Source organism: candidate division KSB1 bacterium, from assembly GCA_034506255.1.
Taxonomy (GTDB): Bacteria; Zhuqueibacterota; Zhuqueibacteria; order Zhuqueibacterales; family Zhuqueibacteraceae; genus Coneutiohabitans; species Coneutiohabitans thermophilus.
This window is the reverse complement of the sequence record JAPDPX010000008.1, coordinates 157,892-183,907: the sequence shown is the minus strand read 5'-3', so window position 1 is coordinate 183,907 and position 26,016 is coordinate 157,892. Positions and strand designations below refer to the sequence as shown.

Annotated in this window: 14 protein-coding genes; 1 reads left to right on the top strand and 13 read right to left on the bottom strand. The window is 58.3% G+C overall.

The genetic code is table 11. The features are described from left to right. Positions 1–28 precede the first annotated feature (28 nt). Together ONB52_17245 and ONB52_17240 are read right to left on the bottom strand one after the other, a co-directional pair. The gene (locus ONB52_17245; GenBank protein ID MDZ7417882.1) at positions 29–3,058 is read right to left on the bottom strand and encodes a TonB-dependent receptor; all 3,030 of its coding nucleotides are present in this window, start codon (positions 3,056–3,058) and stop codon (positions 29–31) included. 292 nt (positions 3,059–3,350) lie between these two features. After that, entirely contained in the window at positions 3,351–3,716 is a 366-nt protein-coding gene (locus tag ONB52_17240) for a hypothetical protein (protein ID MDZ7417881.1), read from the bottom strand. Between the two features lie 336 nt (positions 3,717–4,052). Here ONB52_17240 and ONB52_17235 point away from each other — a divergent pair, with 336 nt between their 5' ends. Further along, positions 4,053–7,151, top strand: a complete 3,099-nt coding sequence (locus ONB52_17235) for a histidine kinase (GenBank protein ID MDZ7417880.1) — start codon at positions 4,053–4,055, stop codon at positions 7,149–7,151. Positions 7,152–7,285: 134 nt separating this feature from the next. On the opposite strand, the gene ONB52_17230 is transcribed toward ONB52_17235, so the two are convergent. The 11 genes from ONB52_17230 to ONB52_17180 form a co-directional block, all read right to left on the bottom strand. After that, positions 7,286–8,011: a LytTR family DNA-binding domain-containing protein gene (locus ONB52_17230; protein ID MDZ7417879.1), complete on the bottom strand. Its 726-nt coding sequence runs from the start codon at positions 8,009–8,011 to the stop codon at positions 7,286–7,288. Between the two features lie 202 nt (positions 8,012–8,213). Then, complete coding sequence (locus ONB52_17225; protein ID MDZ7417878.1) at positions 8,214–10,676, bottom strand: glycoside hydrolase family 2 protein; 2,463 nt, start codon at positions 10,674–10,676, stop codon at positions 8,214–8,216. 159 nt (positions 10,677–10,835) lie between these two features. After that, positions 10,836–11,759 carry a glycosidase gene (locus ONB52_17220; GenBank protein MDZ7417877.1) on the bottom strand — a complete coding sequence of 308 codons (924 nt, stop codon included), beginning with the start codon at positions 11,757–11,759 and terminating at the stop codon, positions 10,836–10,838. Between the two features lie 61 nt (positions 11,760–11,820). Beyond that, entirely contained in the window at positions 11,821–13,152 is a 1,332-nt protein-coding gene (locus ONB52_17215) for a glycoside hydrolase family 9 protein (GenBank protein ID MDZ7417876.1), read from the bottom strand. A 126-nt stretch (positions 13,153–13,278) separates the two neighbouring features. Then, on the bottom strand, positions 13,279–14,088 hold the full coding sequence (locus tag ONB52_17210; protein ID MDZ7417875.1) for a carbohydrate ABC transporter permease: 810 nt from the start codon (positions 14,086–14,088) through the stop codon (positions 13,279–13,281). Positions 14,089–14,191: 103 nt separating this feature from the next. Continuing rightward, complete coding sequence (locus tag ONB52_17205) at positions 14,192–15,046, bottom strand: sugar ABC transporter permease (GenBank protein MDZ7417874.1); 855 nt, start codon at positions 15,044–15,046, stop codon at positions 14,192–14,194. Positions 15,047–15,148: 102 nt separating this feature from the next. Next, positions 15,149–16,405 (bottom strand): extracellular solute-binding protein, encoded by a 1,257-nt coding sequence (locus ONB52_17200; GenBank protein MDZ7417873.1) that lies wholly within the window; start codon positions 16,403–16,405, stop codon positions 15,149–15,151. A 165-nt stretch (positions 16,406–16,570) separates the two neighbouring features. Then, positions 16,571–19,795: a T9SS type A sorting domain-containing protein gene (locus ONB52_17195; protein ID MDZ7417872.1), complete on the bottom strand. Its 3,225-nt coding sequence runs from the start codon at positions 19,793–19,795 to the stop codon at positions 16,571–16,573. Positions 19,796–19,823: 28 nt separating this feature from the next. Further along, a complete protein-coding gene (locus tag ONB52_17190) occupies positions 19,824–21,470 on the bottom strand; it encodes a peptidylprolyl isomerase (protein ID MDZ7417871.1) in 1,647 nt (548 codons plus the stop codon). Between the two features lie 63 nt (positions 21,471–21,533). Further along, the gene (locus ONB52_17185) at positions 21,534–22,565 is read right to left on the bottom strand and encodes a PorV/PorQ family protein (protein ID MDZ7417870.1); all 1,032 of its coding nucleotides are present in this window, start codon (positions 22,563–22,565) and stop codon (positions 21,534–21,536) included. Between the two features lie 140 nt (positions 22,566–22,705). Beyond that, positions 22,706–25,855 (bottom strand): hypothetical protein, encoded by a 3,150-nt coding sequence (locus ONB52_17180; GenBank protein MDZ7417869.1) that lies wholly within the window; start codon positions 25,853–25,855, stop codon positions 22,706–22,708. Between the last annotated feature and the right edge of the window lie 161 nt (positions 25,856–26,016).

The window sequence follows — 26,016 nt, the reverse complement described above, 5'->3', positions numbered from 1 at the left end:
GCATGCTTTTTCTCGCCGTCCGTTTCTGTTACCGCAGTTGCCACATCAAGCCGAAGTTGGCCGTCAGGCCGTATTTCTCGCTTTGATTGAAAAGCCGGCGGTTGAAGACGCCCTGGTCGGGGGAGTTGTTGTTGATCAGGCTGCCGTCTTCAAGATTGGTGGCATTGCTGAGGCTCGCGAACAGGGCAAGATGATCGGTGATGCCCTGCTTGAGGGTGAGGTCAACGCGGGTGAAGGCCATGGTGATGCGGTCCGCCAGGCCGCCGGCCGAATAAGAAACATTGTGCTCACCCTGGTGAAAGACCGAGACCCTTCCCGAAAATCTGCCTAGGTCATAGCCCAGTGCGACATTGCCGAAAAATTCCGGCATGCCTTCCAGTTTTTGTTTGCGCTCGGTCAGCACGGTGAATCTTCTCCACGTCGGCGGAATCGGGCCGGGCGGGTCATAGAAGACGGAATCAATCCGCGAAGTCCAAATGAATGCCTGCGACCGCACCAAGGAGGCGTTGTAGGTCAGCACGATGTTTTTCAGCAGCCCCGGCAGGAAGTCAAAATTGATCTGGTGCTCGAATTCGAATCCCCACACTTTGGTTGGCCGGGGCGAATTGTAGGGCAGGGTGACATTGTAGGGGGAGGCGCCCATCTGGCTCGGCCATTTGATGCCGAAGCGCTGCAGCAACGTATCCTGCAACACACCCTGCGCGTCACGCACCGCGGTCGTGTTGAAGTTGTTCAACATGTGATACATGCCGGTGATTTCCTTGTAAAAGGCCGACAGGGAAATCAGACCGATGGTGTTGCTGAAGAAGGAGGTGTTCACTTCGTAATTCCACGCGCGTGCGGTTTTGAGGCGGGGATTGCCGACAAAGACTTGCAATTGCGAACCGACCTCCGCCGGCCGGCCGGCAATGTAGCGTTCCAGCCGCATGTTGAAATCCGGGCGGGCCAGCGCCTTGTAGACGGCGAGGCGCACCTTCATGAAGTCCAGCGGGGATACTGCGAGATTGAGATTGGGGAGCACGACGGTCTGGGAAGCGGAAGAGGTCGTATCGCGGATGGAGTTGGCGGGGACGGGAAAACCGCCCACCGATTGCGGCATGAACTTGGAAGCGTAGTCATTGTCCTCCCGTTCGATGCGCACGCCGCCGATCACGGTCACGCCCTGCCCGAGCTGGAGGGTGTTCATCAGATAACCCGCGGCGATGCGCTCCGTGATGTCATAATCATCGTATCGAATGAGGGGATTGGTCCACACTTCGAGTTGGTTGCGCGTCACATCGATGCCGTAGCGGTTGAGCTCATACCATTGCCGCAGTCGGTTGCGGTCAATCAGCGGCGTCAGGCGGTAGGAGCCATACACCTGCCGGACAACAGGGGTGTCAAAGAACAGGGACATGGGCGTGAAGCCGCCGCCGCCGGCATTCAGCCAGCTTTCGAAAGGTGTGCCGGTGAAATCTTTGGGGCGGAAAGTTCCGTCCGGCAGTAATTCATAGCGCTGCCATCTGCCGAGATAGTAAGGTGTGAAGTCTTCGGTCCGCACATTGGAGCGGTCCCTGATCTTGTATTTGCCGCCAAACTTGATCTCGCCGGAAATCCTGCTGCCCAGCAAATATTTCCTGGCAAGCTCCAGATGCGCCGTGCGTTCCTTGTCGAAATTGCGTTGTTTGCGGTAATAGGTCCAGGACAAGCCGGCCGCGGAGAAATCATTGAGGGCATACGCAATCAGTTGCTCCGGCTTGTCCTGCAGGTTGGTGGGGGTCGGCCGCATGCCTGGCCGCTCGACGAAGATCATTTCATAATCGAATGGATAGTCGGCCACCGACTGCGCGAAGGCGGCGCCCCAGGCGAGAGACCATCCGAGCAGGCGGTTGTCACCCCGGATCGAACTGCTGAGGGTGTAGATCTCCTGCTCGCGGTCGCGATAATCATAAACCGGCGCCCCCGACTCACTGCCGCCGCCGACGGCGGGATAATCGCGCGTCGACCAGAAGTAATCCCGCCGGGTGCGGCCCAAAACGGTGTTGCAGCGAATGGTGCCGTTGTCCGGCGTGTTGACATCAAGCAGCAGGCTGAAGCCGTCACGTTTCCTGATTTCATCGGTGAATTCCAGCAGGAAATCGCTGATGGAAAAGCCCTGGTACTGGAGATTGGTGTAGTCGACATCGATGCGTTCGTTGCTGCGGATGCGCTTTTCGAGATTGCCCGTCACCTGCACACCGAGCACCTGGTTGAAGAAGCGCTCGCCGTAATGCAGCGAAAAATCATACTGCCTGGCCGAGTTCATCAGGCGGTTGTAGTCGCCCTTCAAATCAACTTTGAGATTTCTGCCTGCGGGTGCCGCTTTGGTGACCAGATTGATGCTGCCCGCCAGCGCGTCACCGTCCTTGTCGGGCGTTGCAGCTTTGTACAATTCGATGCCGGCCAGCGAGCTTTGCGACAACGTGCTCAAATCGACCCCGCGGCTGGTGGCATCGGTGGCGGGAATTTTCACGCCATCGATGGTGATGACGGTGAACTTGTCCTGCAGGCCGCGCAGGATGACTTTGTTCGCCTCGCCGCCGGATCGCTGCACCGAGACCCCGGGTAGACGACCAATCGCCTCCGCAGCGTTGGCATCCGGCAATTCCCGGATTTTCTCCTCGGAAACGACATTGATGATGGTGGGCGCGGTGCGCTGTTGATTGATGGCGGCCGCCTGGCCGACCGCCTGGCCGGTGACGGTGATCGCAGCGCCCTGCAAAATTTCCACGCCCAGTTTGATGTCGATCACCTGAGCGGTGTTGTCGGCAACTGTCACCGGCAAATCGCGCGTGCGATACCCGATATAGGACACCCGCAGGGTGTAGCTTCCTGCGGGGATGCGATCGATGCGATAAGCGCCCTGCAGATTGGTGGCGCTGCCCAGTGCCGTTCCCACCAGATAGACACTGGCGCCCGGCAGTTTTTCCGCCGTGGCCGAGTCACTCACCACGCCCTGCAGAGAGCCCTGCGCAAAAACCGGCATGGCCATCAGGAGAAACAACCACATCCAGGATTGGCGAACCAGCAGTGTTTTCATTTTGCCTCCTCTTGAATCCAAACCTGCCGGCAGTGAACATCAGTTTGCGAAGCAGCCACTCCCTGTGTCTCCTCACCGGCGGGGGCAACCATTCCTGCAGGGTGCCAGCCTCTCCCTGCTGACCGGCTTCAACAAACAGTCAGCCGCCCGATATTTTCCGCGTGTTGCATGCGGGGGGGGGACGAACACTGTCACGAAGGTGATTCTGAAACCGCCCGGCCTCTGCTCCAAAAAATCAAAACCTGATCCTCCCGGCATCTGCACCTCCAGGAAAATGAGATCAGGTTGCTGCTCATTGAAAATCCACGTGGCCTCCGTCAGGTTTGCCGCTTCTCCCATCAAACATGACTTTGGGATCGTTGCGCAGCAAGTGCTGCCATTCCACACGAATGAATTGCTCATCGTTCAGGATGAGCGTTCTGGAAATTTTTTTTATGGAAGGGCCGGCCCGCTTTGGCGCATTCCGGCCTCCCGGTACCGCCTGCGTCGCCCATGCAACATAGCAAGCCGGCGCGGCGCATGCAATCATCGGCGTGCGAACGGCAAATAGGCGGGATGAACGGTCAGAGGAGTTCGTTGACATCTCCCGCAAAAGTGCTAAATTGCCGGGCAAACCAGCCGGGTGAACTCTCAGTAACTTGTGGCGGAGCACAGGCATCCCCGCCTGCGGACGAGATGCCTGTACCACCTCCCCACATGCAACGCAGGCATTACCCGACCGATGAAGGAGGGCATGACCATGACCTGTGAATCCCATATTGCGGCAACCGCCCCGTGCGGCAGGCATGACGGGCATGAGCGGAAAAAATGCGGTGTCAATGCGGCCACTCCGCAAAGTGAAACAGCCAGTCCGTCCCAGCCTCCCGCAGCCATGCCCAGTTACGCGGGGCGCCATTGTCATCAGCGGCGCCGTGGCATTAGGGTCCTTCTGCTCATTCTACCGGTGGTTGGCCTGAGCACACCGCTTTCCGCCCGGGAAAATGATCTCAAATTCGTGTGTTTCTCCATCAAGGATGGGCTGTCCCACAGCAAGGTCAACAGCATTTTTCAGGACCGGCGCGGCTTTTTGTGGGTGGGGACCAATGACGGTTTGAACAAGTTCGACGGCTATGAATTCACCGTCTATCGCTGGCAGCCCAACAAGACACAGGGGTTGTCGGCGCAGCTCGTGCGCATGGTAATGGAGGACAGCAGGGGCCGTTTGTGGATTGGGACCGAGGGCGGGGGTCTGAATCTGTTGGATCGCGACAGCAACACCTTTCGGCATTTCACGCCGGATTCTTCCTCCCCCATTAGAATCAGCGGCCAGGATGTCAATGCCATCCTGGAAGACCGGCAGGGCAACTTGTGGCTGGGCACGAGCAACGGGCTGGATCTCTTCGATTTCGTGCAGGGCCGCGTGAGCAATTTCGTACCCGCCGCTCTCACGCATTTGCCGCCACGTGAAAAGGTCGTCAATGTCATTTATGAGGACCGGCGGGGGAATTTGTGGGTGGGCTCACAAAATCATGGGCTGTGGTTGTTTGACCGTGAGCGCCGGCAGTTCACCTGCTTTGCAAACGACCCCAACAACCCCGCCAGCCTGGGCGACAACGATGTCCGCTCGATTCACGAGGATGCGCAGGGCAATCTGTGGATCGGCACGACGTTCGGAGGCCTCAATTTGCTGGATCGAGAGCGCCTGACCTTCCGCCGCTTCTTTCCGCAAAAAGATCATTCCGAGAGCAACACCATTCGCGCCTTGCTGACCGCGGATGAGAATCATCTTTGGGTCGGCAACCGCAGCGGGTTGCACAAGTTTGACCTGGTGACGCAGCGGTTTATACATTACCAGCACGATCCCAACGATCCCTACAGCCTGAGCCACAATTCCGTGCAATGCCTGTTGCAGGACGCCAAAGGCGACTTCTGGGTGGGGACGCGCGATGGGCTGAATTTCATCAACACCAATATTGCCGGGTTTGTGCATTATCAGGCCAGGGCCAATGACCGCCGTTTTCTGAACAACAAAGTGGTGTACGCCATTTTGGAGGATCGCGCCGGCGATCTCTGGTTTGGCACGGAGGAGGGCGGGCTGAATCACCTCGACCGCAAATCGGGCTTGTTCACCTACTACAGGCACGACCCCCGCAATCCCCACAGCCTGAGCGTCAACAACATCAAGGCCATCATCGAAGACAAGGACGGCAATCTTTGGGTCGGCACGTTTCATGGCGGGCTGAATTACTTCGACCGCCGCACGAAGCGTTTTATTCACTTTCAACACCGGCCCGGGGATTTCACCAGCCTGGCGGATAACGATGTCATGGCCATGCTGCTGGATCAGCATGGCGATTTGTGGGTGGGGACGTTCGAAAACGGCCTGGATATTCGTGACCACAAAACTGGCCGCTTCCGGCATTTTTTCCACGAGTTCGGCATTCCCGGCTATCGCATGATCAGTGCGCTCATGCAGGACCGCCAGGGCAACATTTGGATCGGCTCCAACCGCGGCCGTCTGGGCTGCTGGAACGGCGCCACGCGGACATTCAAACAGTATCAACTGCCCATCCAAAATATCATCACCATCGAGATTCGCCCGATTTTCGAAGAGGACAGCGGCAACTTTTGGATCGGCACCACCGGCGGCGGCCTGTATTACTTCAATCGCAGGGACGAAAGCTTCCAGGCCTACACCATGCAGGACGGTCTGCCCAGCAATGTCATTTACGGCATTCTGCAGGACCGGGAGCGCCATCTCTGGTTGAGCACAACCAACGGCCTGGTCAAATTCAATCCGCAAACCGGCGTCTTCAAAACCTACTATCATGCCAGCGGCCTGCAGAGCGATCAATTCTGCTATGATGCCTATCTGCAAACCCGCAGCGGGGAAATGTTCTTCGGCGGCATCAACGGTGTCACCGCCTTCTTTCCCGAGAAGATCCGGGAGAACACCTATGTGCCGCCGGTGGTGATCACGCGCCTGAACATCTTCAACAAACCGGTGGAGGCCGGCGGGCCGGACGGCATTCTGCAGCAATCCATCACAACGACCCAGGCCATCACCCTGTCACACCGCCACTCGGTCTTTTCGTTCGAATTTGCCGCGCTGAATTATGCCATCAGCGCCCAGAACCAATACGCCTACAAGATGGAGGGCTTCGATGCTGACTGGAACATGGTGGGGAACCGGCGCTTTGCCACCTACACCAACCTCAACCCCGGCACTTACACGTTTCGCGTCAAAGCGGCAAACAATGATGGTGTGTGGAACGAGCAGGGTGCCGCGCTGCGGGTGACGATCACCCCGCCGTTCTGGCAAACGTGGTGGTTCAAGGCCATGGTGCTCGCGCTGGTGCTGCTGATCATCAAGCATGTTCATGATTACCAGAGGCAGAAGAGGGACGCCCTGCACGCCCTTTCACTCGCCAATCTCGCACAGTTGAAACTGCTGCGCTATCAGATGAACCCGCATTTCCTCTTCAACGCCCACAATTCCATCCGCTCGATGATTCTGCTCGACCGGGAACGCGCCTGGCAGATGATCACCGAATTATCGGAATTTTTCCGCTACACCCTGCTCAATTTCAACAAGGTCACGGCCTCGCTCGACGAGGAAATCAAAGCGGTTGACAATTACTTGCACCTGGAAAAAATCCGCTTTGGCGAATCGTTGCACGTCACGTTTGCCATCGACGAGACGGCGCGTCCCTGCAAGGTGCCGGCGTTCCTGTTTCAGCCGCTGGTGGAAAACGCCATCAAGTACGGCATGCAAACCAGCACGCTGCCGCTGCGGGTGGTGATCTCAATCACCCGGCAGGAGGCCACGCTGTCGATCGACGTGTCCAACACCGGCAAATTGCTGCCGCGCGCCCGCCACGAGGAACACGAGCAAGTGCATGGCACTTCGCTGGACAATCTCCGGCAAAGACTGGCCATCATGTTTGACAGCAGCTACAGTTTGCAACTCTATGAAGAAAACGGCTGGGTGCATTGCAAAATCAGAATTCAATATCAGACGGACGACAGCCGCAAAGGGATGAGGCGCCTGGTGCCAAAGCCAAACGCCACGGCGGCGCTGCGCCGGGAGAGCAACTCGCCATCATCCGTTTGAACAACCCCGCAAGCAGGTGGCGGAAAGGGTGGCGATACAAGAAACGGTGATCGCGCTGCCGCGGGGCATGCGCGCGAGAAGGTCGGAGGACTGCGGCGGCAGCGGAGGCGGGCCTCCTGCGGCTCCGGCGGGCATCAAATCGGCAGCAGATGCTTGAGCCTGGAGGCATAGCGCCGGCTCATAATGAATGGTTTGGGCAGGCCCTGGATGAAAACCTCCTGGGTGTAGTTCCGGCATTTCTTCACCTGTTCCACATAGTCGAAATTCACAATGGCGGAGCGGTGAATCCGCACGAAATGTTTTTCCGGCAGCAGTTCATCCCACTCCTGCAGGGTCTTTGAGACCAGTGCGCGCGGCTTGTCGGCATAATAAATCCAGGAATAATTGCCCTCGGCAGTGATGCACTTCAACAACGGCAGTTTGATGAATTTCAGCGCGCCGTTGACGATCACGTAAAGGACGTCGTCATAGGCGGCGCGTTTGCCTGGCTGCGGCGGTGCCGGCTCATTCGAACCCAGCTTCTTGATGGCCTTCGCCAGCCGCTCCCTGCTGATCGGTTTCAGCAGGTAATCGAGCGCGTTGACTTCGAAGGCGCGCAGCGCGTACTTGTCATATGCGGTGACGAAAATGATGCGCGCGGAGGTCTCGACTTGGTCGAGCAAATCGAAGCCCGAAGCGCCCGGCAACTGGATGTCGAGGAAGATGACGTCGGGGGGACTGTTCTCCATCAAAGCAACGGCCTGCGCGACGCTGCCGGCCTCGCCGATCACCACAATCTCCGGATGATCAGCCAGCATCATTTTCAGCTCCGCGCGCACCAGCCACTCGTCATCGACAATTATGGTGCGAAAGCTTTGCATCGGGCACGATGGGAAGATTGCGCTTGAACCATGAAAAATTGCTTTATAAAAAACCAGTGCCATTTTGCGATCACACCGTCGGCTCGCGGCTTCCGCCCCGCGCGGCCGGCACCGCAGCCGCGCGCAGCCAAATGCAACCATCCTTGCTCCACATGATCCGCCTCCCACCGCCAAACACCTGCCGCAAACCGACTCGGCCGTGCTACCGGAGCCACTTCCAGGGCAATTCCGCGACAGCGAGTCCCGTCATTACAGCGCGATGCACCACAGCGATGACTGTTTCGCAGTTGGCATCGAGATCGAGATAATTCTCCCGGAGCGTGAGTCCGGCAGGCGGTTCCAGCAGTGCAAGATTCTTGACGAAACCATCGGAGGTGACCCGCACCTCCCATTCCTGTTCCGCGATTTTGGTGAGCTGCCACGCCAGATGAGGCGGTTGCAGGTGCAGATGCTTGTGACGGCAAAAGAAATGGCGGTTCTCGGCCAGTAGACGCCCGTTTTGCCGGAGCCGCGCACGCAGATATTGCCGGTGCGGATCGATCTGCAACAATTCCGCGACTGCCGGCGCCGCCAGCCGCAGCGAAAAATTCGCCGGTAGCAACACGGATTCCCGACGCGCCCAATATACTTGCCCGGAAAAATCGAGAAGCTCCATCTCGAATTCGGCCCTGAGGGCCGCGAGCGTGTCATTGGTTGCCCAGACTTCAACGCCGCGGCCGGCGGGTTTGAAGCTCACCAGCACCGGCGCAAAGAAGCGGCGCGCATACCAATAGGCGGCTTTGGGCTGCAGCTCGCTGTCGATCACCGCCCAACTCGCTGCCGGCCAGCAATCATTCAGTTGCCAAAACAACGTGCCGGCGGTGTGAAATTTCTCGCGGCGCCAGTGTTCCACCATGGTCTTCAATGCCTCGGCCTGGATGATTTGTGTCTTGAAGACAAAATCCTCGAAGTCGTGCGGCATTTTGCAATGGCCCGCAAGAAAGCGAAAAAGCCGTTCCGGGCCCTCCACCTGCTTGTTGTGGTGCTCGAACACCGGACTTTGCGGCCAGAGAGCTTCGGCGGCGAGATACTTTCGCCAGGTCGACAACGCCGCCGGTGCCTGAAACCCAAACTCCGAGAGAAAGCGGCCACGGTCGCCAGCCACCGCAGCCGGATCCGCCCAGTTGCTCCAGATCGTCCACTGATGGCGGTCGCCTTGCTGTTCGGAGTTGGGATCCTCCCCACCAAAAGGCGAGCTTTGCCAGTAAGGCCGGGTGGGATCATGACTGGCGCAAATCTCCGGGATGATTTTTTCGAAGAGGGACACGCCCGGCATCTCACGATACGAGCGCCGGGTGTCCATGTGCCAGAGCCATTCATTCTCGTTGTTGCCACACCACAGAACGATACAGGGATGGTTGCGCAGTTGCCTGATGACCGCCGCAACTTCCCGCCGCACATTGTCGACAAATTCCGGATGGTCCGGATAACCACCGCAGGCGAACATGAAATCCTGCCACACCATCAGGCCCAGCTCGTCGCAGAGATCATAAAAAATCTGCTGCTCGTAAATCCCGCCGCCCCAAACGCGCAGCATGTTCATGTGGGCGGCACGTGCCAGGTTCAGCAGGGTGTGGTATTTCTCCTCTGCAATGCGTGGAATGAACGAGTCGGCAGGGATCCAGTCGGCGCCCTTGCAAAAGACAGGGACGTTGTTGACTCGAAACAGGAAAGACTCGCCGCCGGCATCCGGCTCGCGCACCAGCTCGAGCCGGCGGATGCCAAAACGGACGGTCTGCTCATCTTCGATTTCGCCTGCGACGCGCGCACACACATGCAATTCATACAGTGGCTGTCCGCCGCAGCCGGCAGGCCACCACAAACGCGGCTGCTCGATTGCAAACGCCAGGACCAGGCTGCTCTCGGCCGTGCGGATTTGACGGCGGGCGTGAAAATCCGGGCCGGAAACTTCCACTTCCAATTCTGCAGGGTGGGGGGTGAATTTTTCAATCGCGATTTTGGCCAGCACACAGGCGTGCTGCAAACTGGAATCAAGCTGGACTTCGGCAAAGAGATGGTCGAGGCGCAAATGCCGGTGGCCCTCGAGTTGAATCGGCCGCCAGATGCCGCTGGTTGCCAGCTTCGGCCCCCAATCCCAACCGAAGGAGTATTGCGCCTTGCGAGCATAAACGCGATAACTCTCCAGTGCCACCGGCAGTCTGCCATGCTGCGCCTCCAGCGCCTGCGCCCGCTGCATGGGCGAAGCGAAGCGGATTTCGATTTCATTCCCACCGGCCTGCAGCAACGACTTCACCTCAAAGCGATGCGCGATGAACATGTTGGCGGTTTCGGCCACCAGCCGGCCGTTGAGAAAAATCGCGGCGAAGCTATCCAGCCCATTTGCCACGAGTTGGACCGCAGTCTGCCGGAGGAATTCTGCCGGCATATGAAACGAGCGCCGGTAGCGCCAGCCGATTTCCGCGATCCACAGCACGCGCTCCTCCTCGTCGCGATAAAATGGATTCGGAATCTTGCCGGCGGCAAGCAAATCCGTGTGCACTGTTCCGGGCACCACTGCCGGCAGCCATTCCTCTTTTGTGAAAAGTCCGCCGGGCAATTGGCTGATTCGCGGCGAATGCCAATCGGGCTGCAACTCCCAAACACCATTCAGAGTGATCGTGTTCATGTCCATCATTTCATTATAATGGGCAGACTTGCCGGCATGGTTGTCAGACCCGACAATCCTGCCGGGCATGCCATGCGGTGACCCTCACGGCCTCCCGGCATCTCGCAAGATACGCTCACGGCGGGGATGATTAAAACAACGGCAGTTTTTCTGCGCGACTCACAGCCTGAAACGTCTCAGTTCATGCAGCAACTCTTCCAGGCTGGCCCTGGCCATGCCAATGGCCTTGTCCGCGCCGCCGTAATAGACCAGTAATTCCTCGCCGAAGAGTGCGGTACCGGTTGGAAAAACCACATTGGGGACGTCCCCGATCTTTTCGAACGGGCGTTCCGGTTCAAGGATGGGATCGGGGAAGCGCGCGATGACGCGCAGGGGATTTTCATAATCCAGCAAGGCGGCACCGGCGCGATACACCAGTTTGTCATCCACGCCATGATAAATCACCAGCCATCCCTCCGGTGTCGCAATGGGCGGGGCACCGCCGCCGATCTTTTTGGCCTCCCACCAAAACGCTGGCCGCATGACGGTGTAGTGGTCCAGTGCCGCCACATGCTTCTGCCAGTAATCCTTTTCCGGCCGTAGCAGATGCTCCAGGTCGCTGAAAAAAGCGAGTTGAATATTCGGTTCCAGGCGGTGCATCAGAATCAATTTGCCTGCCACCAGTTCCGGAAAGAGCATGGCATCCTTGTCCCACAGATCGGGAATGATGATGCCGTGTTTCTGAATGTTCTTGAAATCGGTGGTGGACGCCAGGCAGACACGCACGTTGACGCTGTCGTAGGCGACATAGACCAGATAATAGCGCCCGTCAAACCTGGCCAGACGGGGATCTTCGACACCGCGTTGCTCGTACGCCGCCTCGCGGCGCAGAACCGGTTGCGGCCAGCGTTCCACCACCCTGCCGTTGCGCTCGAGTTTGGCGTAGCCCAGCGTCGAATAGTTGTCACCCTCGACCGCGCGATAGATCAGGATCACATGCTCGCCTTCCCGAATGGCCGCGGGATTGAATACGGCCTGTGATTCCCAGGCGTTTTCCGGGATCGGTTCGAGAACGGCGTTGCCAACACGCTGCAGTTTGAACATCTTCCTTCGCTCCTCCAAAATGAATGGTGCCTTCAAAACACTTGGCCGGGAGGGCACTCGTTCAGAGCATCTTCCCTGGTGCTGCCCTGCCGGTGTGCTTCTGCGCAGCGGCGGGCGGCTGGCGCGCTGCGCTTCTTTCCCACAGTTTTCGACGTGCCACCGGATTGGCTTCGAGTTCGAGCATGGTGTACAATGCTTCGATGGTTGATTCGGCGCCGGCGTTGCGGTTGATGTCTTTTTCCGAGAGAATGCCGTCGAAACCGCGTCCGGTTGGCGGATCATACATGTGTGCCCCGGCGGCGTTCTCCCCAAAAAACCATTGCGCCAGCTCTGCCGCGCGCACCGCGAAACGCGGATCACCCGTGCTTTCCGCGACACGCAGCGCGCCCACGATCATCGGGCGCAGAGCGTAGGCGATTTGTGGAAAGCGGTCGATTTTCACGGCGTGCACCCGGTTGCCGTCACGGCGGAATTCCATTTCCCGCGGAAAACCTTGCTGCTGCAAATACGGGTAGAAGAACTCGGCTTCCCGTCTTGCCGCAGCGAGGAAATCCTCCCGCTGCAGCAGCGCGGCGATCGTTGCCAGGGCCTGCGTCTGGCCATTGGCCCAGCCGTGCCAGACATTCTGCCACGAAAGGATCGCACCGAAGGGGAAATGGTTCCGGTCGCCAGCCTGCATGGCCACAAAGGCTTCCCCGAATTTCTCCAGATAAGCTTTGACCCGCGGCTCGGCCGTGGCGCGATAATAGGCGGCCAAACCGAGAACCAGCTCGGAGGTGGCGTCGCCCGCGGCGTTGTGCAGCAACCAGCGCGGCGCAGGGAAGCCCTTGATGGTGTCGATGGTGGGATGGCGTTGCAGCAGCGTGTCGAGATGCCCGAACGTTTTGTGCAGGTGCTGCTGCAGCAACCCGGCGTAGGCCGGATCGCGGTCGCGAAAAATGCGATAGCCTTCTGCCAGTGCCCACACCCCGCGGGCCGTCCACCAGCCCAGGCTCTTGCGGCTCGTCGGACCGTCGCGATTGATGGCATGATCGGGAAAAATGAAATTGTAAAACAGGCCGTCGTCGGCCTGCATGTAGCGACAAAACTCGATCAGGCTGCGGCAGCGGCGCAGGTTCGCGCTGTCACCGGTCAATTCGAAATGCCGCAGGTAGACCACAGCCGCGCGTGCGGCGTCATCGACACAGGCGATGCCCTCGTCGCTGTCATCGACCCATTGATAGTCGGGATATTCCGAATAGATGTGGATGATCGCCATCGGCCGGCCGTCAATTTTGATGTCTTCATAAAGCGAATTCAAATGTGACAGGTTGGCGAGCCGCGGCTGCGGGGTTTGCTGTGGTGTGCACGCGCCCAGCGCAGCGGCCAGCACCGGGAAAACGGTTGCAGCCACAAAGGCAAAGTCGCGGAGATCCCGCCAAGAAAAACCCCGCGGGCATGGCCTTTGGGGAGGCTGTGCGCCCTGGCACCCATGCGGGCGGCATTTTTGCGTTGAAAAATTTCCCACGGACATATTGGGTTATTCCTTCAATCCCGTGGCCGCCAGGCTTGCAATGAAATACTTTTGAAAAAACGCATATGCAATCACGATCGGCAAAGCCAGCAGAGTCGCCGCGGCCAACTGCACACCGAGCTGGCTCTCGGCGGCGCCGCCCGTAACGAACAACGCCACAAGCTGCGGCATGACCATCAGCTCGCTCTTGCGAATCGTCAACATCGGCCACAACACTTCGTTCCAGATTCCCATGAACGTCAAGATGGCAACCGTGATCAGGGTCGGCAGCGAGAGCGGCCAGAAGATGCGAAAGAGAATACCGAACTCGCCGGCACCATCGAGGCGGGCCGCATCGATCACATCCTGGGGAATGGCTTTGAAGGCCTGGCGAAACATCAACACGCCCAGGGCATTGATGCCATGCGGCACGATGAGTGCAAGGTAAGTATCCAGCCAGCCAAACTTCACCATGAGAATGTACAACGGAATGAGGGTCAACTGCACGGGCAAAATCATGGTGAGCAACACCAGCAGAAAGATCAGGCTCCGGCCGCGAAAATGCAAGCGGGCAAGTGCGAAGCCGGTCATCGATCCGAACACCAGCACGCTCGCCACCACCGCAAGCGACACCAACAGGCTGTTGGCAAGGGCGCGCAGCAGGGGGATTTTCTGGAAAACTGCAGCGTAGTTCGCCAGTGTCCATTGTGACGGCAACAGCGTGAGCCCGCCGATCTCGTTTTCCGGCCGCAGCGTGGCGGAGAGCATCCACAAAAAGGGATAGATGAAAACCAGGGCGGCGAGACTCAGGACAAAGTACCGCAGGATTTTGTGCATCGCGCTGTCTTTCCGGTAAATGATTCCAGCGGATCAAAGCGGTCACGGATGGAAAAACCGCCGGCCGCCTTTGACCGTTGTTTTGCTCCATGCGTTGTGGGTTTCATTCCCGCTCAACCAGCCGTTGCTGCAGCAGCACCACCATCAGCACAATCATCGCAAACGCGAACCCCAGCGTGGCGGCATAGCCCATGTGATAAAAAAAGAAGCCTTGTTTGTAGATGTAAAGCATCGCCGACAGCGTGCGGTTCATCGGTCCGCCGCCGGTCATGACGTAGGGCTCGATGAAGAGGGAAAAGCCGCCAATGGTGGAGAGAATGACGATCATGAAGATCGTGGGATTCAGCAGAGGCAGGGTGACACGCCGGAATTTCTGCCAGGCGCCGGCGCCGTCAAGTTCGGCGGCTTCGTACAGTTGCGGCGGCACGCTTTGCAGGCCAACCAGAAAAAGCACGATGTAAAGACCGACGTTCTTCCACGTGGCCATGAGGGCAATCGCGGGCATGGCCAGGTTCGGGTCGGTCAGCCAGCCGACTTTGGGCAGCCCGATTTGTGCGAGCAGGGCGTTGAGGACACCGGAGTCCTGCGCGTAAAGCTGATCCCACAGAATTGCGACAACCACGCCGCTCACCACCACCGGCAGAAAAAAAGCGGCACGGAAGAATCCCCTGAGCTTGAAACGCTGATTCAATTGCAGGGCGAGAAACAGTGCCACGACGATTTGCAGCGGAATGTGCAGCAGCAGAAAACTGGCGGTGTTCAACATTGCCTGCCAGAACAGATGGTCGTGCACGAGTCTGGCAAAATTGTCCCCTCCCACCCACACCATCGGTGCGATGATGTCCCAACGGTGAAAGAGCAGCACCAGCGAGAACACCAGGGGGAAGCCGATGAAAATGGCGAAATGCAGGGCGTAGGGGGTGACAAACAAATAACCGATGTAATTGCGAGAGTGCATGGTTGCTGTTTGCAGACGCGTCTGCAGGCGCCGCTGCTCCTGAGAAATTGGGGGATGGCGCAGCCGACAAAGCATGTGGCCCCGCCAGGGCATTTGCGAACCTCATTCCAAAATCAACCGCACCCGTTTTGCGGCATCGCGCACCGCCGCTGCCGGCGATTTGGCGGCGTACACGACAGCCGCCTCGTATTCCTGCGATATCGCATCGAAGACTTCCTTCATCCCCGGCGATTGGTCGACACCGCGCACGTATTCGGCCTGTTGCGCAAAGGCAATCATGCGCGGGTTAGCGGCGAAATAACCGGCAAACAGCGCATCGTTGAGCATGTTTTTGCGCAGGGGCAACTGGCTGGCGGTTTCCAGCAGGCGCAAATCATTGCGGCGCGACACCATGAACTTGACAAATTCCCATGCCGCGCGCGGCCGCCGGCAGGTGGAGAAGATGACGATGTTCTTCAAATCGCCGAAGGTATAAACCGGCCCGCGGTGACCGTCCGGCACCGGTATGGGCGCGAAATCATACTCGAAACCCGCCGGTTTGTATTTTTCCGCATGGCTGATTTCCCACGGTCCGGTGAAGCGCGTCGCCACCCTTCCCCGAAGAAAGAAATCACCAGTGGCGGACATCTTTTGCCGGGGAAAATAGCCCCGGCGAAACAGGGTTTGCAAAAAACTCATCGCGGCAATGGCGCCGGCATTTTCAAACAGCACGCTGTCACCGGAGACCAGAGTCCTGCCACCACTGGCGGCAAGATACAAGGGATAAAAATCAAAAAAGCGCTGCCACCACAGGACCCGGATGTCACTCATGCCGATCCAGCATGAGAGACTGTCGTGCAGCTTCGCGGCGGCGGCAAGATACCCGGAATAGGTGGCGGGCGGCCGGTCAAAGCCGATTTGCCGAAACAACCCGGGGTTGTACATCATCATGATGGGATTGGTTTTCCACGGCATCTGGTAGAGTCTGCCGTCACGCGCGCGCGATTGTGCCACCACCTCGGGTGTGCAACGCGAATTGAGCACACTGTCACAATCCGGAAATTGATCGAGTGCAACGAGTGCTTTGGCACGGACATAAAACTCGACGTCACCCGGCCAGGCATTGGAGTAGATATCCGGCGTGGTGCGGCCGGCGATGGCGGCGAGAATCACCTCCTCACTGGACTGGCCCTCCGGAATCGGTTGATGATGCACGCGCAGCGCGGGATGCAATGCGTTCCATTCCTGCACCACCACGCGCGCCACCTCCTGCTCGTAGGGATTGTTGGCGGACCAATAGAGCAGCTCCGGACGGTTGGAGGCTGGCTCATTGCGGCAGCCGCCTGCAAACAGCAGGGCGAGCAATCCGAGAACGATCATGAACGAAGGGCGCCGGCTAAATGTGATGCGGTTGCTTTTTCGTTGTATCGGCCGCTGCCCCGGCAGGGAATGCCGCGCGCAAAGCGGACTGCGGCCCACGGAATCCCGTTGCGATGAGGCAGCGCACCCGTGGGCCGCGACATTCATCCAAAAGCGCAGCGAAGATCATTTCAACAGCAACAGTTTGCGTCTCTCCACAAACTTCCCCGCCGTCATCTCGGACACGTAGACGCCGGCGGGGAGGGGGCAGCCCCGGTCATTTTTCCCGTCCCACGCAATCTCGTGCCCACCCGCCGCTTTTTGCCGCTCTTCGAGCACGCGCACTTGCTGTCCGAGCAGGTCATAGATTTTGATGATCACCTGCCCGGCGTCACGCAGTCGATAGCGCAGAATGGTTTGCGCATTGAATGGGTTGGGGTAGTTTTGCAGCAGGGCATTTTCCCCGCGCCCACCATCCTGCGAGCGGCTGCCCACGGCGGTGCCGGCGTCATGCAATGCCTGGATCTGCGCCACGGAGAGCGCGTAATTATAGATGCGAATGTCATCGATCACGCCGTTGAAATTATAACTCCGGTTGCCGGGGAGAACCTGCCCGACCATCAAGTCAATTGTGGTCGGCAAAATGGCGCCAGCCCAGGAGGTGAGGGCATCGAGCTCGCCATTCACATAAATTTCAAAATCCCTGCCGCTGAAAAGTGCGGTGAGATGATACCATTTATCCACGACGAATTTGGTTTTCGAATCCAGGTCTTTGATGCCGGCATTGACGGGATGATCGGTTTTGACGGTCCATCGGACGCCGCCATTCGTGAGCGAAATTTTCCAGCGGTTTTCCCAATTGCCATGCGAGAGGGGGTAAGCTTCGCGCGCATAGAATTGCCCGATCTTCATCCAGAAACTGACGGTGATCGCCTGTTGGAAATTGAGGCCGGGGTGGTTGGGAATTCGAATATTGTCATCGACACCGTCGAAGGCGTAGGCGCGATCAGGCTGACCGAGGCGATCGGCGACCAATCTTGCGTCAAACACCGTGCCGTGATGCCCGTTTCCGCTTTCGTCATTGGCATTGCCGTTGAACGGGTAATAGGCCACCAGCCTGCCGGTCTGCGCTTGTGAGAAGTCGCGAACGCGCACAGCGATGCTGTCCGCGGCCTCCCCGCCGCGGCCGTCGTTGATCCTGCATACGATGAAATAATCGCCTTCGCGCATCGGCGCGGTCCATGTGACGGCCGGGCCGCTGCCGGTCAATGTGCCGTCTATCGCGCGCCAGAAAAAGGACAAGGTATCGCCATCGGGGTCCTGCGCAATGCAGGTCACTTCGGCGGCGGCTCCCAGGTCGATTTTCCCGGGACGCGCGGCAAGCGCGGAAATTTCCGGCGCGTGATTGATCGAGGCAACAACTTCGAGCGATACGCTTGCCGAATCCCGGCCGCCGCGGCCATCGTCCACCAGGCATCGAATGATATAATTCCGCGCCGAGTCGGGCGCCGTCCAGGTGATCTGTGCGCCGCTGCCGGAGATCGTCCCGCCCGTCATTTTCCAGAGGTGAGATAATTCCCCGCCGTCGCGATCTGTCCCCGTGCAATAAATCGCCGTGCTTTCACCGATGAGCAGCGTCGTTTTTTGGGCTGCCAGGCTTTTGATGCGGGGAGGATAGTTCGACACCGTTTGACCGGCACGGTAGTCGACCACGACGCCGTCGATCAACATTTTGTCGAGCTCATAGGTGACGGTGCCGCCGGCGGGAACGATCACCAGCAAGACCGCGGTATTTGCGGGAATCGCAAAGGCGGTCTTGCCACTCACATTGGTCTGCAGGAAATTATTGCCGACCGCATCGTACAGATCATGCCGGCCGCTGCCCACATCGAGCGCAACCGTCTTCCCGACATCATGGGGGTTGAAGTAAAGAAATGTCGGATAGGCCCGGTCATGAAAGTAGTCGGTTTTCAAAACATCCAACTGCAGAATCATTTCGACATTGGTGGGGGCGATGATGCCGCCGAGGATGCCCACGTGTGATGATCCATACAGTGCCAAATTCGTCCTGCCCCAGCCGCCGCTGAGGGCGTCACCGGTGGCATACGGGCTGGCGCCAAACGCGAATTCACGCAGCGCTTCGTGTGCGACAAGGGAGCGGGGATCATATTGCTGCGACCACTCTTCACTGTCCTGATTTTGATTGGGCAGATACTTCGGATAAAACAAGCGTGCGGCATGGGCAGCATTCAGCACCCACTTGCCGAGGGCGCGGGCAAAGCGGTCATCATAACGCACCAGCGGCACCAGCGCGCCGATGTGTTCGAAGGTATTCATCACGAATGCATAGCCGTTGCTGCCCGCTTCCCCGATCAAGCCGTGACAGTCATAACCGCCCCAGTTTTCCACGATGGCACCCCATTGCCGCAGCGGGCCGACGTCGAAACACCAGTTGAACATTTTAACGACGTCATAGGTTGTTCCGAGTTCGGCATTCATGCGCGCCGCGGTATAGCTCCCGTAGGGCAGTTGCAACTCATAAGAGGGATTCGTCTGCCAGTTGTTCAAAAACTCCATAGCCCATTCGGCGCCGAGGCGATAGCGCTCATTTTTTGTTTCGACATAAGCATTGTACAACAGCCAAGCGATGGCGCCGGCAGCCTCCGGCTGCGCAACCCCCGCGGTGTGGGGCGTCATGGTGGCGAGCGACCAGCCCCGATAGTTCATGTAGGGCACCCGCCACGGCGTGGCGCTGCCGCCCATTTTTTCAACGGCAGTCAACCATTGTGTGGCAACCGAGATGAACTGAAAGGCAAAATCACCGGTGTTGGGGTACAAATCATAAAGCTGATAGAAAAAAACATTGGGCATGGTGGCGTACCACCAATCATCGCCACTTTGTGCCACCGGATGATTGAGATATACATTTTCCTCCGGCCGGCGGTTGAAAAACTCTTCGCACATCAGCACCCAATTTTGGCCGTTCTGCCTGCTCTTGTCAACGCCCACCAGGCTGGCACTGATGACGGCCGGCAATACGTTGATCGCCTCGGCGGACCGGGGGGCTGTCGTGCCCACCACCGTGTGCAATCCAAAACTGGCGTGGTTGGGATAATTCACGGTGTTGTGCTGCCACCAAATGAGCGGCAAAAACTGGCCGCTGAGGTCAAAATTGAAGACCAGTGAATCATAGCCGAGTGCCACCTGTTTCCAATCACGCATTTCATACGGTGCCGGCAAATTCGGCATCATCTCGATACGATTGACGGTGATTTGCTGCGCGGAGAGCGTGGCGGCCAACAGAACCACCGCCATGGCACCGAATGCGCTTGGACTGATGACCGTTGCCTTGAAAACCAGGCTGGTGAGCGATCCCGCCGCCACCGGTCTGTGCTTTTTTGTGCCGTTCATTTTTCCATCACAAGCCCGATGCGGGTCTTCATGGCCGGGGCTTCCAGTCGAAATCGATCGTGGGGATCGCGGGACGGGGAAAGATGCCGCCCGTCTTCGCAGTGATCAGGTCAAAGGCTCGGGGGTCCGGCGCGGCACCATCGGGCAGGGCCTCCAGCGCGGCGCGATTGACCTGCACCGGGTATTGCGTTCGCAAAATCTCGAGCGTGCGCAACAGGGTTTTCGCACATTCCGCCGCGTAGCAATCCTGGCGCACTTTTTCCGCCACTTTCTCATAAGGCGGAATTTGCCCCTTTTGCTCGCGATAGCGGCCGGGGTTTTGCCGGTAAAACTCTTTTATTTGTTCATCCGTGAGGTGGACGGTCGCGAGCATTTCCTGCTTCATTTTGGCATAAACCAGCTTGTGCTCCCACCATTGTTTCTGTTTGCGAACCGCGGGCCGGAACTGCAATCCTCTTTGCCGTGCCCGGTCGATGAGCAATTTGTCCCGCACGCTGCGCCAGACCATTTGCTTGAGCGACACGAAGAAACGCTGCGGCGAATCCGTCTCGCAGCGCAGGTACGGGCGGCGGTTTTGATACCAGGTCCAAAACTCGCCCAGCAGCAAATCATCGTCCCGCAGCCGCACCAGGCTTTGACCATGATAACGGTCGATCACGAGTGAATCAAGAGCCCCGGCTTCCGACAGCAATTTCCCTCTCAGATTCCAGGCGTGGTATTTTTCCGGTGGCAGCACGGTTTTGCCGAGAAGGGCGCGCAGGAGGTTGAACGTTTGCCGGTCAATGACGGGATTTTGCTGTCGCATCAGGTCGTTGATGTAGCGCTCCGACAGTGCCTCCGCCCGGCGCCGGCGCAGCACACGCTGCACAGCTTGTTGCAGCCCGGCCTGCTCCGTTTGCGTCAGGATCGGATTCGTCCAGACGCTGGTGAGCCGCACGAGATAGAATCCATCCGGAGCTGCGATTGGCGCTGACGGCCTGCCAGGCGGGAGCGTGTCCACGACACTTGCCATTTCGGGATTCGAAGCCTCCAGGCGAAAGCGGGTGGTTGCGAGAGAACGGTTTGCAATGAGCACCGAGTCGTTGAGCTGGCGGTGAAAAAGCGTGTCAAACGGCACGCCCTGCGAGAGCTGGTCGAGCTGGTCGGCGAGCGCCGTACGATTCGGTGCGAACAGCCACTGCAGTTCAAGATGCAAGCGTTCTTTTTTGATGGCCGCTGCCAGCTCCTCCTGTTCAACGACAATTTGACTCAGAATGTCATCGCGATACAGCTCTTCGGTGGCCAGATCACCTTCGATTTCATGCAGCCTGCTCACGACTTCCGGATCATCTGCCAGGCCGCGGGCATAGCCGGCGAGCGCCACCAGTTTTTCATTGACCATCAACTCGAGATGGTGCTCGCGGGGATTGTCATGCCGCTTGACGAACGCCGGGCCGAAGGCAAAGCTCAACAGAAATTCTTCGGCGGTGAGCGGAAGATTGCCGATGCGCGCCACGACGACGGTGTCGCTGCCGGCGGGCAGCAGCGCGGCATGTTGCGAGCGGCCGTCTTTGCTGACGTCACCAGATGCCGCCCAGCCACCCGTGGCGGTGCCGGCAACAAGCAGGAGGGACTTGCAGCAAATGGCAAAAATCAGGCGGCTGCGCCTCCCTGGGCCGGAGATTGTCATGTTCATCGCGATGGTCCTGTTTCGCACAAACGGTCTGTGGCAGCGTGCAGGGGGGCACCCTTTTTTCATTCAAAACTCCACGGCCACGGAAAAGCGTTGTTCGTTCTCCAATCGACCGAAGTCGGCGTAGGCGTAATCGAATTTCCAGCGCACATTGCCGAGAAAGCGCACCGCCGCGCCGCCGCCGATTGTGAAGGTTTGTTCGCCGTCGCGCAGGAAGAGGTCGCGGTAGCCGCCGCGCAGAAAGAACTTTTCCTGCCAGGCATATTCGCCGCCAAGGTTGACGCTCTCGGTGTTGTCGCTCGGGTGCAGCGCATCGCCGGCTAGGGTCAGACGATGTTGCTCGTTCCTCAGGAGTTCCATCGCCACGCCGAATTGAAAAGTCAATGGCAACGCCCAGCTTTGTGTTTCAATGTGGGAGGGAATGCGCTCATTGTTGCCGCTGATGGCGGGATCCAGATCATGAAAGACCAGCAAATCCTTGCCGTTCATGCGCATGTCGCTGCCAAAATTGGACAGGGTGGCGCCCAGGCGCAAGCCGCGAAAGCCGGTGACGAAAAGCGTGCCCAAATCCAGCGCGAACCCGGAGGCGCTCTCGTGCCAGATGCGCTGATTGATGTATTTTGCAGTGAAGCCGATGGTGAAGCGGTCGGTGAGGCGCCGGCTGTAGCTGAGAGCAAGTGCCAGATCGGCGGCGGAAAACCGCTCGCCCGTCCCTTCCGGCCGCTCGATGGTGCGCACCGCCATGTCCCCCATGGTCAGCGCCGTAAGGCTGCCGCCGAGCGTGCCGAATTCGCCGAGCGGCAACACCACGCCGGCGAAATCGAAATCGGTATCGGCAAGCCAGCGCGTATGCACGAGCAGCAGTTCCGTGTGCTCGAGCCGTGCCAATCCGGCGGGATTCCAGTACAACGCACTGGCATCACTCGCGGTGGCAACAAAGGCGCCACCCATGCCAACAGCGCGCGCCCCCACGCCGATGGTCAGAAATGGCGCCGCGGTGATGCCGACTTTGGAGACATCGGTTTCGCCTTGGGCGAAGGCTGAAGAGAAACTCATCAGCAATGCCAATACGGATGATGAAACAATGAATTGCTTCATTGCTTTGCTCGTTTTGGTCAATGATGATTTTGGGAATGTCCGTTTAAGTTGCTCTTACCCGTTTTGAACGATTTCCAAAGCGAGGGCGAGTATTCATTATTCCATCTGGCCAACGGAACTCGGACTTTCGACCTCAGAGCTTATTTGATCACCGCAAACTTTCCAATCTGCGTTCCAATCCCCGGCGCGTCGACGTGATAAATGTAGACCCCGTACGCAATGTTCATCCCATCCTTTGAAATCAAATCCCATGCCTCGGCGCCATTTTCGGCCGGTGCCTCGTGCTCGATGGTATCCACCAGATAGCCACGCATGGTGTAGATCCGGATCGTGCATCTGGCCGGCAGATTGATGAAATAAATCCGGCGTTCGCCGCGGCCGAATTGAAATGGATTGCGCGGCTCCCACGAAGCCGCGCCCACATAGGGATTCGGCACGACGGCTATGTCGGCCAGCGCATTCTTTGCGCGTTGCGGATCAACGCGCGCACCGCGAATCTTGAACTCGAAGGATTCCCCGGTGCGGAACGGCTTGCTGACGACGAGGCGATAAACGTCACCGGCTTGGGGCGGTTTTGGAGATGCACCGGGATTATCGAAGAAAATCGTCCATGCCGCCCGAAAACGGGAGCCTTGCGGGCGTTGGCCCAGCGCCGAGCCGGTGACAATGGTCACGGAATCTCCCGGCGTGAACTGGCCGTCATTGTCCCGGTCGCCAAAAATAAAATCCATTTGCCGGTCTTCGGTGAGATTCCAAATTTTGAAATTGGTGGGAATGCGGCGCTGGCCAAAGAGCAACGATTCGGACGTATCGACGATGCTGTCGAAGAAGCGCAGCTCGAAATCCGCCGGATAAGTGACGAAGCGGCCGATCAAGCTGCGATTGGAGCCAACGCGCACGCCGTAGTTGCTCGAGCCGACCAGCCAGCCCGTTTCCGCCTCCAAGAGTTGCACCTGTGTGTCATTGAACAGAAAACTGACAAACCCCTCAGCCACCGGCGTGGTGGCGCGGCCGTCGAGAATGGGGGCCTGCTTGACGAGTGTATCGCCGGTCGTCACGTTGACCAGCGAATATCTCGGCGCTTTATCAATGGCGAATGCCGAAGTATCGCTGAACACGAAACGATAACGGTTGCCGTTTTTGATGCGGCCGGGATCCAGCATTTGCACTTCGATGGTGCCGGTACCCGGCCCGTTGTGAATAATCTCGCCGTCGATTTGCGGATCGACATAACCGGCGGCGGGGGCCTGCGGTGTGACGATCGCGGTGTTGATGTCCGTGCTTTGCACCACTCCGGCAACACTGACTTTAATGACGCTGGCGGCTTCCGAGGGCGTGATGCCGGAAATTTCGCCGGTGGCGGTGGTGTCCACCAAACCGCGATCATACGGCACCACCGCGTAATAGTAAGTTTGGCCGTTCTTGACATTACGGTCAATGTAAAAATGCTGCAAGCCGGTGTCATCGCCGAGATTGAATTTGATGCCTTCGACGTCGATGGGATGCAGGCCGCGGATGCCGTTTTTCAAATCGAACTTGGCAATCGGCTCGCGGAAGCGTTTTTTGCCGTAGCTGTCGGTGATGGTCTGCACCTCGAGAAATTCCGGATCAGTGGCCCGATAAATGTTGTAGCCCTCGAAATCGAAATCTTGCAGGAAGGGGTCATGGGAGCGCTCGGCTTTGTCGTCCCAGTAAAGCACGACTTTGCGATCGCCGGCAATGGCGGTGAGTTGTGGTTTGTCCGGCGGTTTGGCAAAACGATAGTCGGCGTTGTAAATTTGCTGGACGGTTTTTTTGGTGCGCGCCAGGTCGTTGATGTCCTCGGCAAACATCAGCGCCATGGAATAGAATTGCGTGTCGCCGGCTTTCAATTCAAACGGGCCGGAGGCGAAGAACATGCCGAGATTGGTGTTCTGCACCAGTTTGTCGCGCGGCGGCAATGCCGCCCGCAGGCCGTTCCAATACGCTTCGTCGTTTTCCATCTTGTACTCGTGCAGCACGAAAACGTTGAAGCCGGTGAGGCCAATTTGATCGCTCTCGTCCTTGTCGGTGAAATCGAAGTCCGGCTCGCCGGCGGTTGGGATGCCGTCCGCCTCGCCGTGGTCCGGGCCGGGATAGTTGGCGTCGAAGGGCCCGAGGCCATCACTGCCAACATCGTCGCGCAGCGGTTCGCCCTGATCCCACACCCCGTTTTGATTCATATCTTCGAAGGGGTCCCAATCGATATTTTCGTCGCCGGACCAGTGCGGCCGCAGCTCGTGCTCCGGATAAAATTTTTTGAACGCCGCGACGTCGTCGACTCCGTAGGGATATTGCGTCAAAAAAACGCCGGGCCCGCTGTCACGGCGCTCGTTGATCAAACCATCATGATCATTGTCGCGCGCGTCCCGGAAAATTCCCGGGCTTTCCAGAAAGGCGAAGCCGCCGACGCCGACCGGCGACCAGTTGCCGGGGCTGCCGAAGCCGTTGCCGTCAAACGCCCACGCGATATCGAGATCCTCGTCGTAGTTGCCGCCGTCATCGGCGGAATCATCGGTGCCGCCAATCCCCCAGTCGATGTGAAACGCGAAATAGGTGCTGTCGTAATCCGTCATGCCTTCGTTGGTGATGAAGTAAATCGCGAAGATGACATCCTGCGCCAGCACCTGGTTCCATTGAAACATGCGCGACGCCACCTCCAGACCCAGGCCGCGCCGGCTGGAATCGGCCGGGTCGGGGTAGAAAAGAAATTCCTCGTCGGGATCGTCATCGAAAACCATGTAGGATTCCAGATCCGCGTTGGTCACGCCTTTGCCAAAGAAACCATTCCACAGCCCGGCCCAGTCCAGCGGCTTGTCCGGCCAGCGAACCGGCCAGGTGCGCGGATCGTTGCTGATCGCCGGTGCATTGGAGGGATTGGTTTTGGGATTGTCATTGAAATAACCCGGCAACGGTGCAAAGCCCCAGGGAATTTGTTCCGGCGAAACGTCCATATCTTCGCGATAACGCGTGACCACCGAATGGCGCCGCCGGCCCTGCGCATCGACAATGGGCGCCGCTACCACCAGCGCCACGCCATCGACGTAGGAATGGCCCGAACCTTTCGGCCATTCGCCGGAGGGTTGATTCGGCCAGTCCGCCACCTCGCCGTGATTCCAAAAAATCGTGCGGACAAGATTGCCGTCCATGATGCCCTTGCGGGTGTTTTTCAACTGCCCGACGTTGGGATCAGGCTGGCGCTGGGCAAAGGCGGCAGACGCCAGCATGACCATACAACAAAATGCCCTGAAGATTCTGTTGAGCAATCTCATAAATTTTCACGATTTGATTTTTTGTGACAGAAAGAAACAAGACAGAAAATTTTTTACGGCTTCTCGTTGCTCAACAAGATGAAGGTTCCCTCAGTGATACCAATCCCATGTTTTCGGCCTTCATTTTTCTGTCAATGTTTTGTTCCGCGCCATGCGAATTT

Coding starts and splice junctions, on each gene's coding strand:
- ONB52_17180 (MDZ7417869.1), bottom strand. CDS start 25,855: ATGAGATTGCTCAACAGAATCTTCAGGGCATTTTGTTGTATGGTCATG.
- ONB52_17225 (MDZ7417878.1), bottom strand. CDS start 10,676: ATGAACACGATCACTCTGAATGGTGTTTGGGAGTTGCAGCCCGATTGG.
- ONB52_17190 (MDZ7417871.1), bottom strand. CDS start 21,470: ATGAACATGACAATCTCCGGCCCAGGGAGGCGCAGCCGCCTGATTTTT.
- ONB52_17220 (MDZ7417877.1), bottom strand. CDS start 11,759: ATGTTCAAACTGCAGCGTGTTGGCAACGCCGTTCTCGAACCGATCCCG.
- ONB52_17245 (MDZ7417882.1), bottom strand. CDS start 3,058: ATGAAAACACTGCTGGTTCGCCAATCCTGGATGTGGTTGTTTCTCCTG.
- ONB52_17185 (MDZ7417870.1), bottom strand. CDS start 22,565: ATGAAGCAATTCATTGTTTCATCATCCGTATTGGCATTGCTGATGAGT.
- ONB52_17200 (MDZ7417873.1), bottom strand. CDS start 16,405: ATGATCGTTCTCGGATTGCTCGCCCTGCTGTTTGCAGGCGGCTGCCGC.
- ONB52_17195 (MDZ7417872.1), bottom strand. CDS start 19,795: ATGAACGGCACAAAAAAGCACAGACCGGTGGCGGCGGGATCGCTCACC.
- ONB52_17240 (MDZ7417881.1), bottom strand. CDS start 3,716: ATGCCTGTGCTCCGCCACAAGTTACTGAGAGTTCACCCGGCTGGTTTG.
- ONB52_17205 (MDZ7417874.1), bottom strand. CDS start 15,046: ATGCACTCTCGCAATTACATCGGTTATTTGTTTGTCACCCCCTACGCC.
- ONB52_17230 (MDZ7417879.1), bottom strand. CDS start 8,011: ATGCAAAGCTTTCGCACCATAATTGTCGATGACGAGTGGCTGGTGCGC.
- ONB52_17210 (MDZ7417875.1), bottom strand. CDS start 14,088: ATGCACAAAATCCTGCGGTACTTTGTCCTGAGTCTCGCCGCCCTGGTT.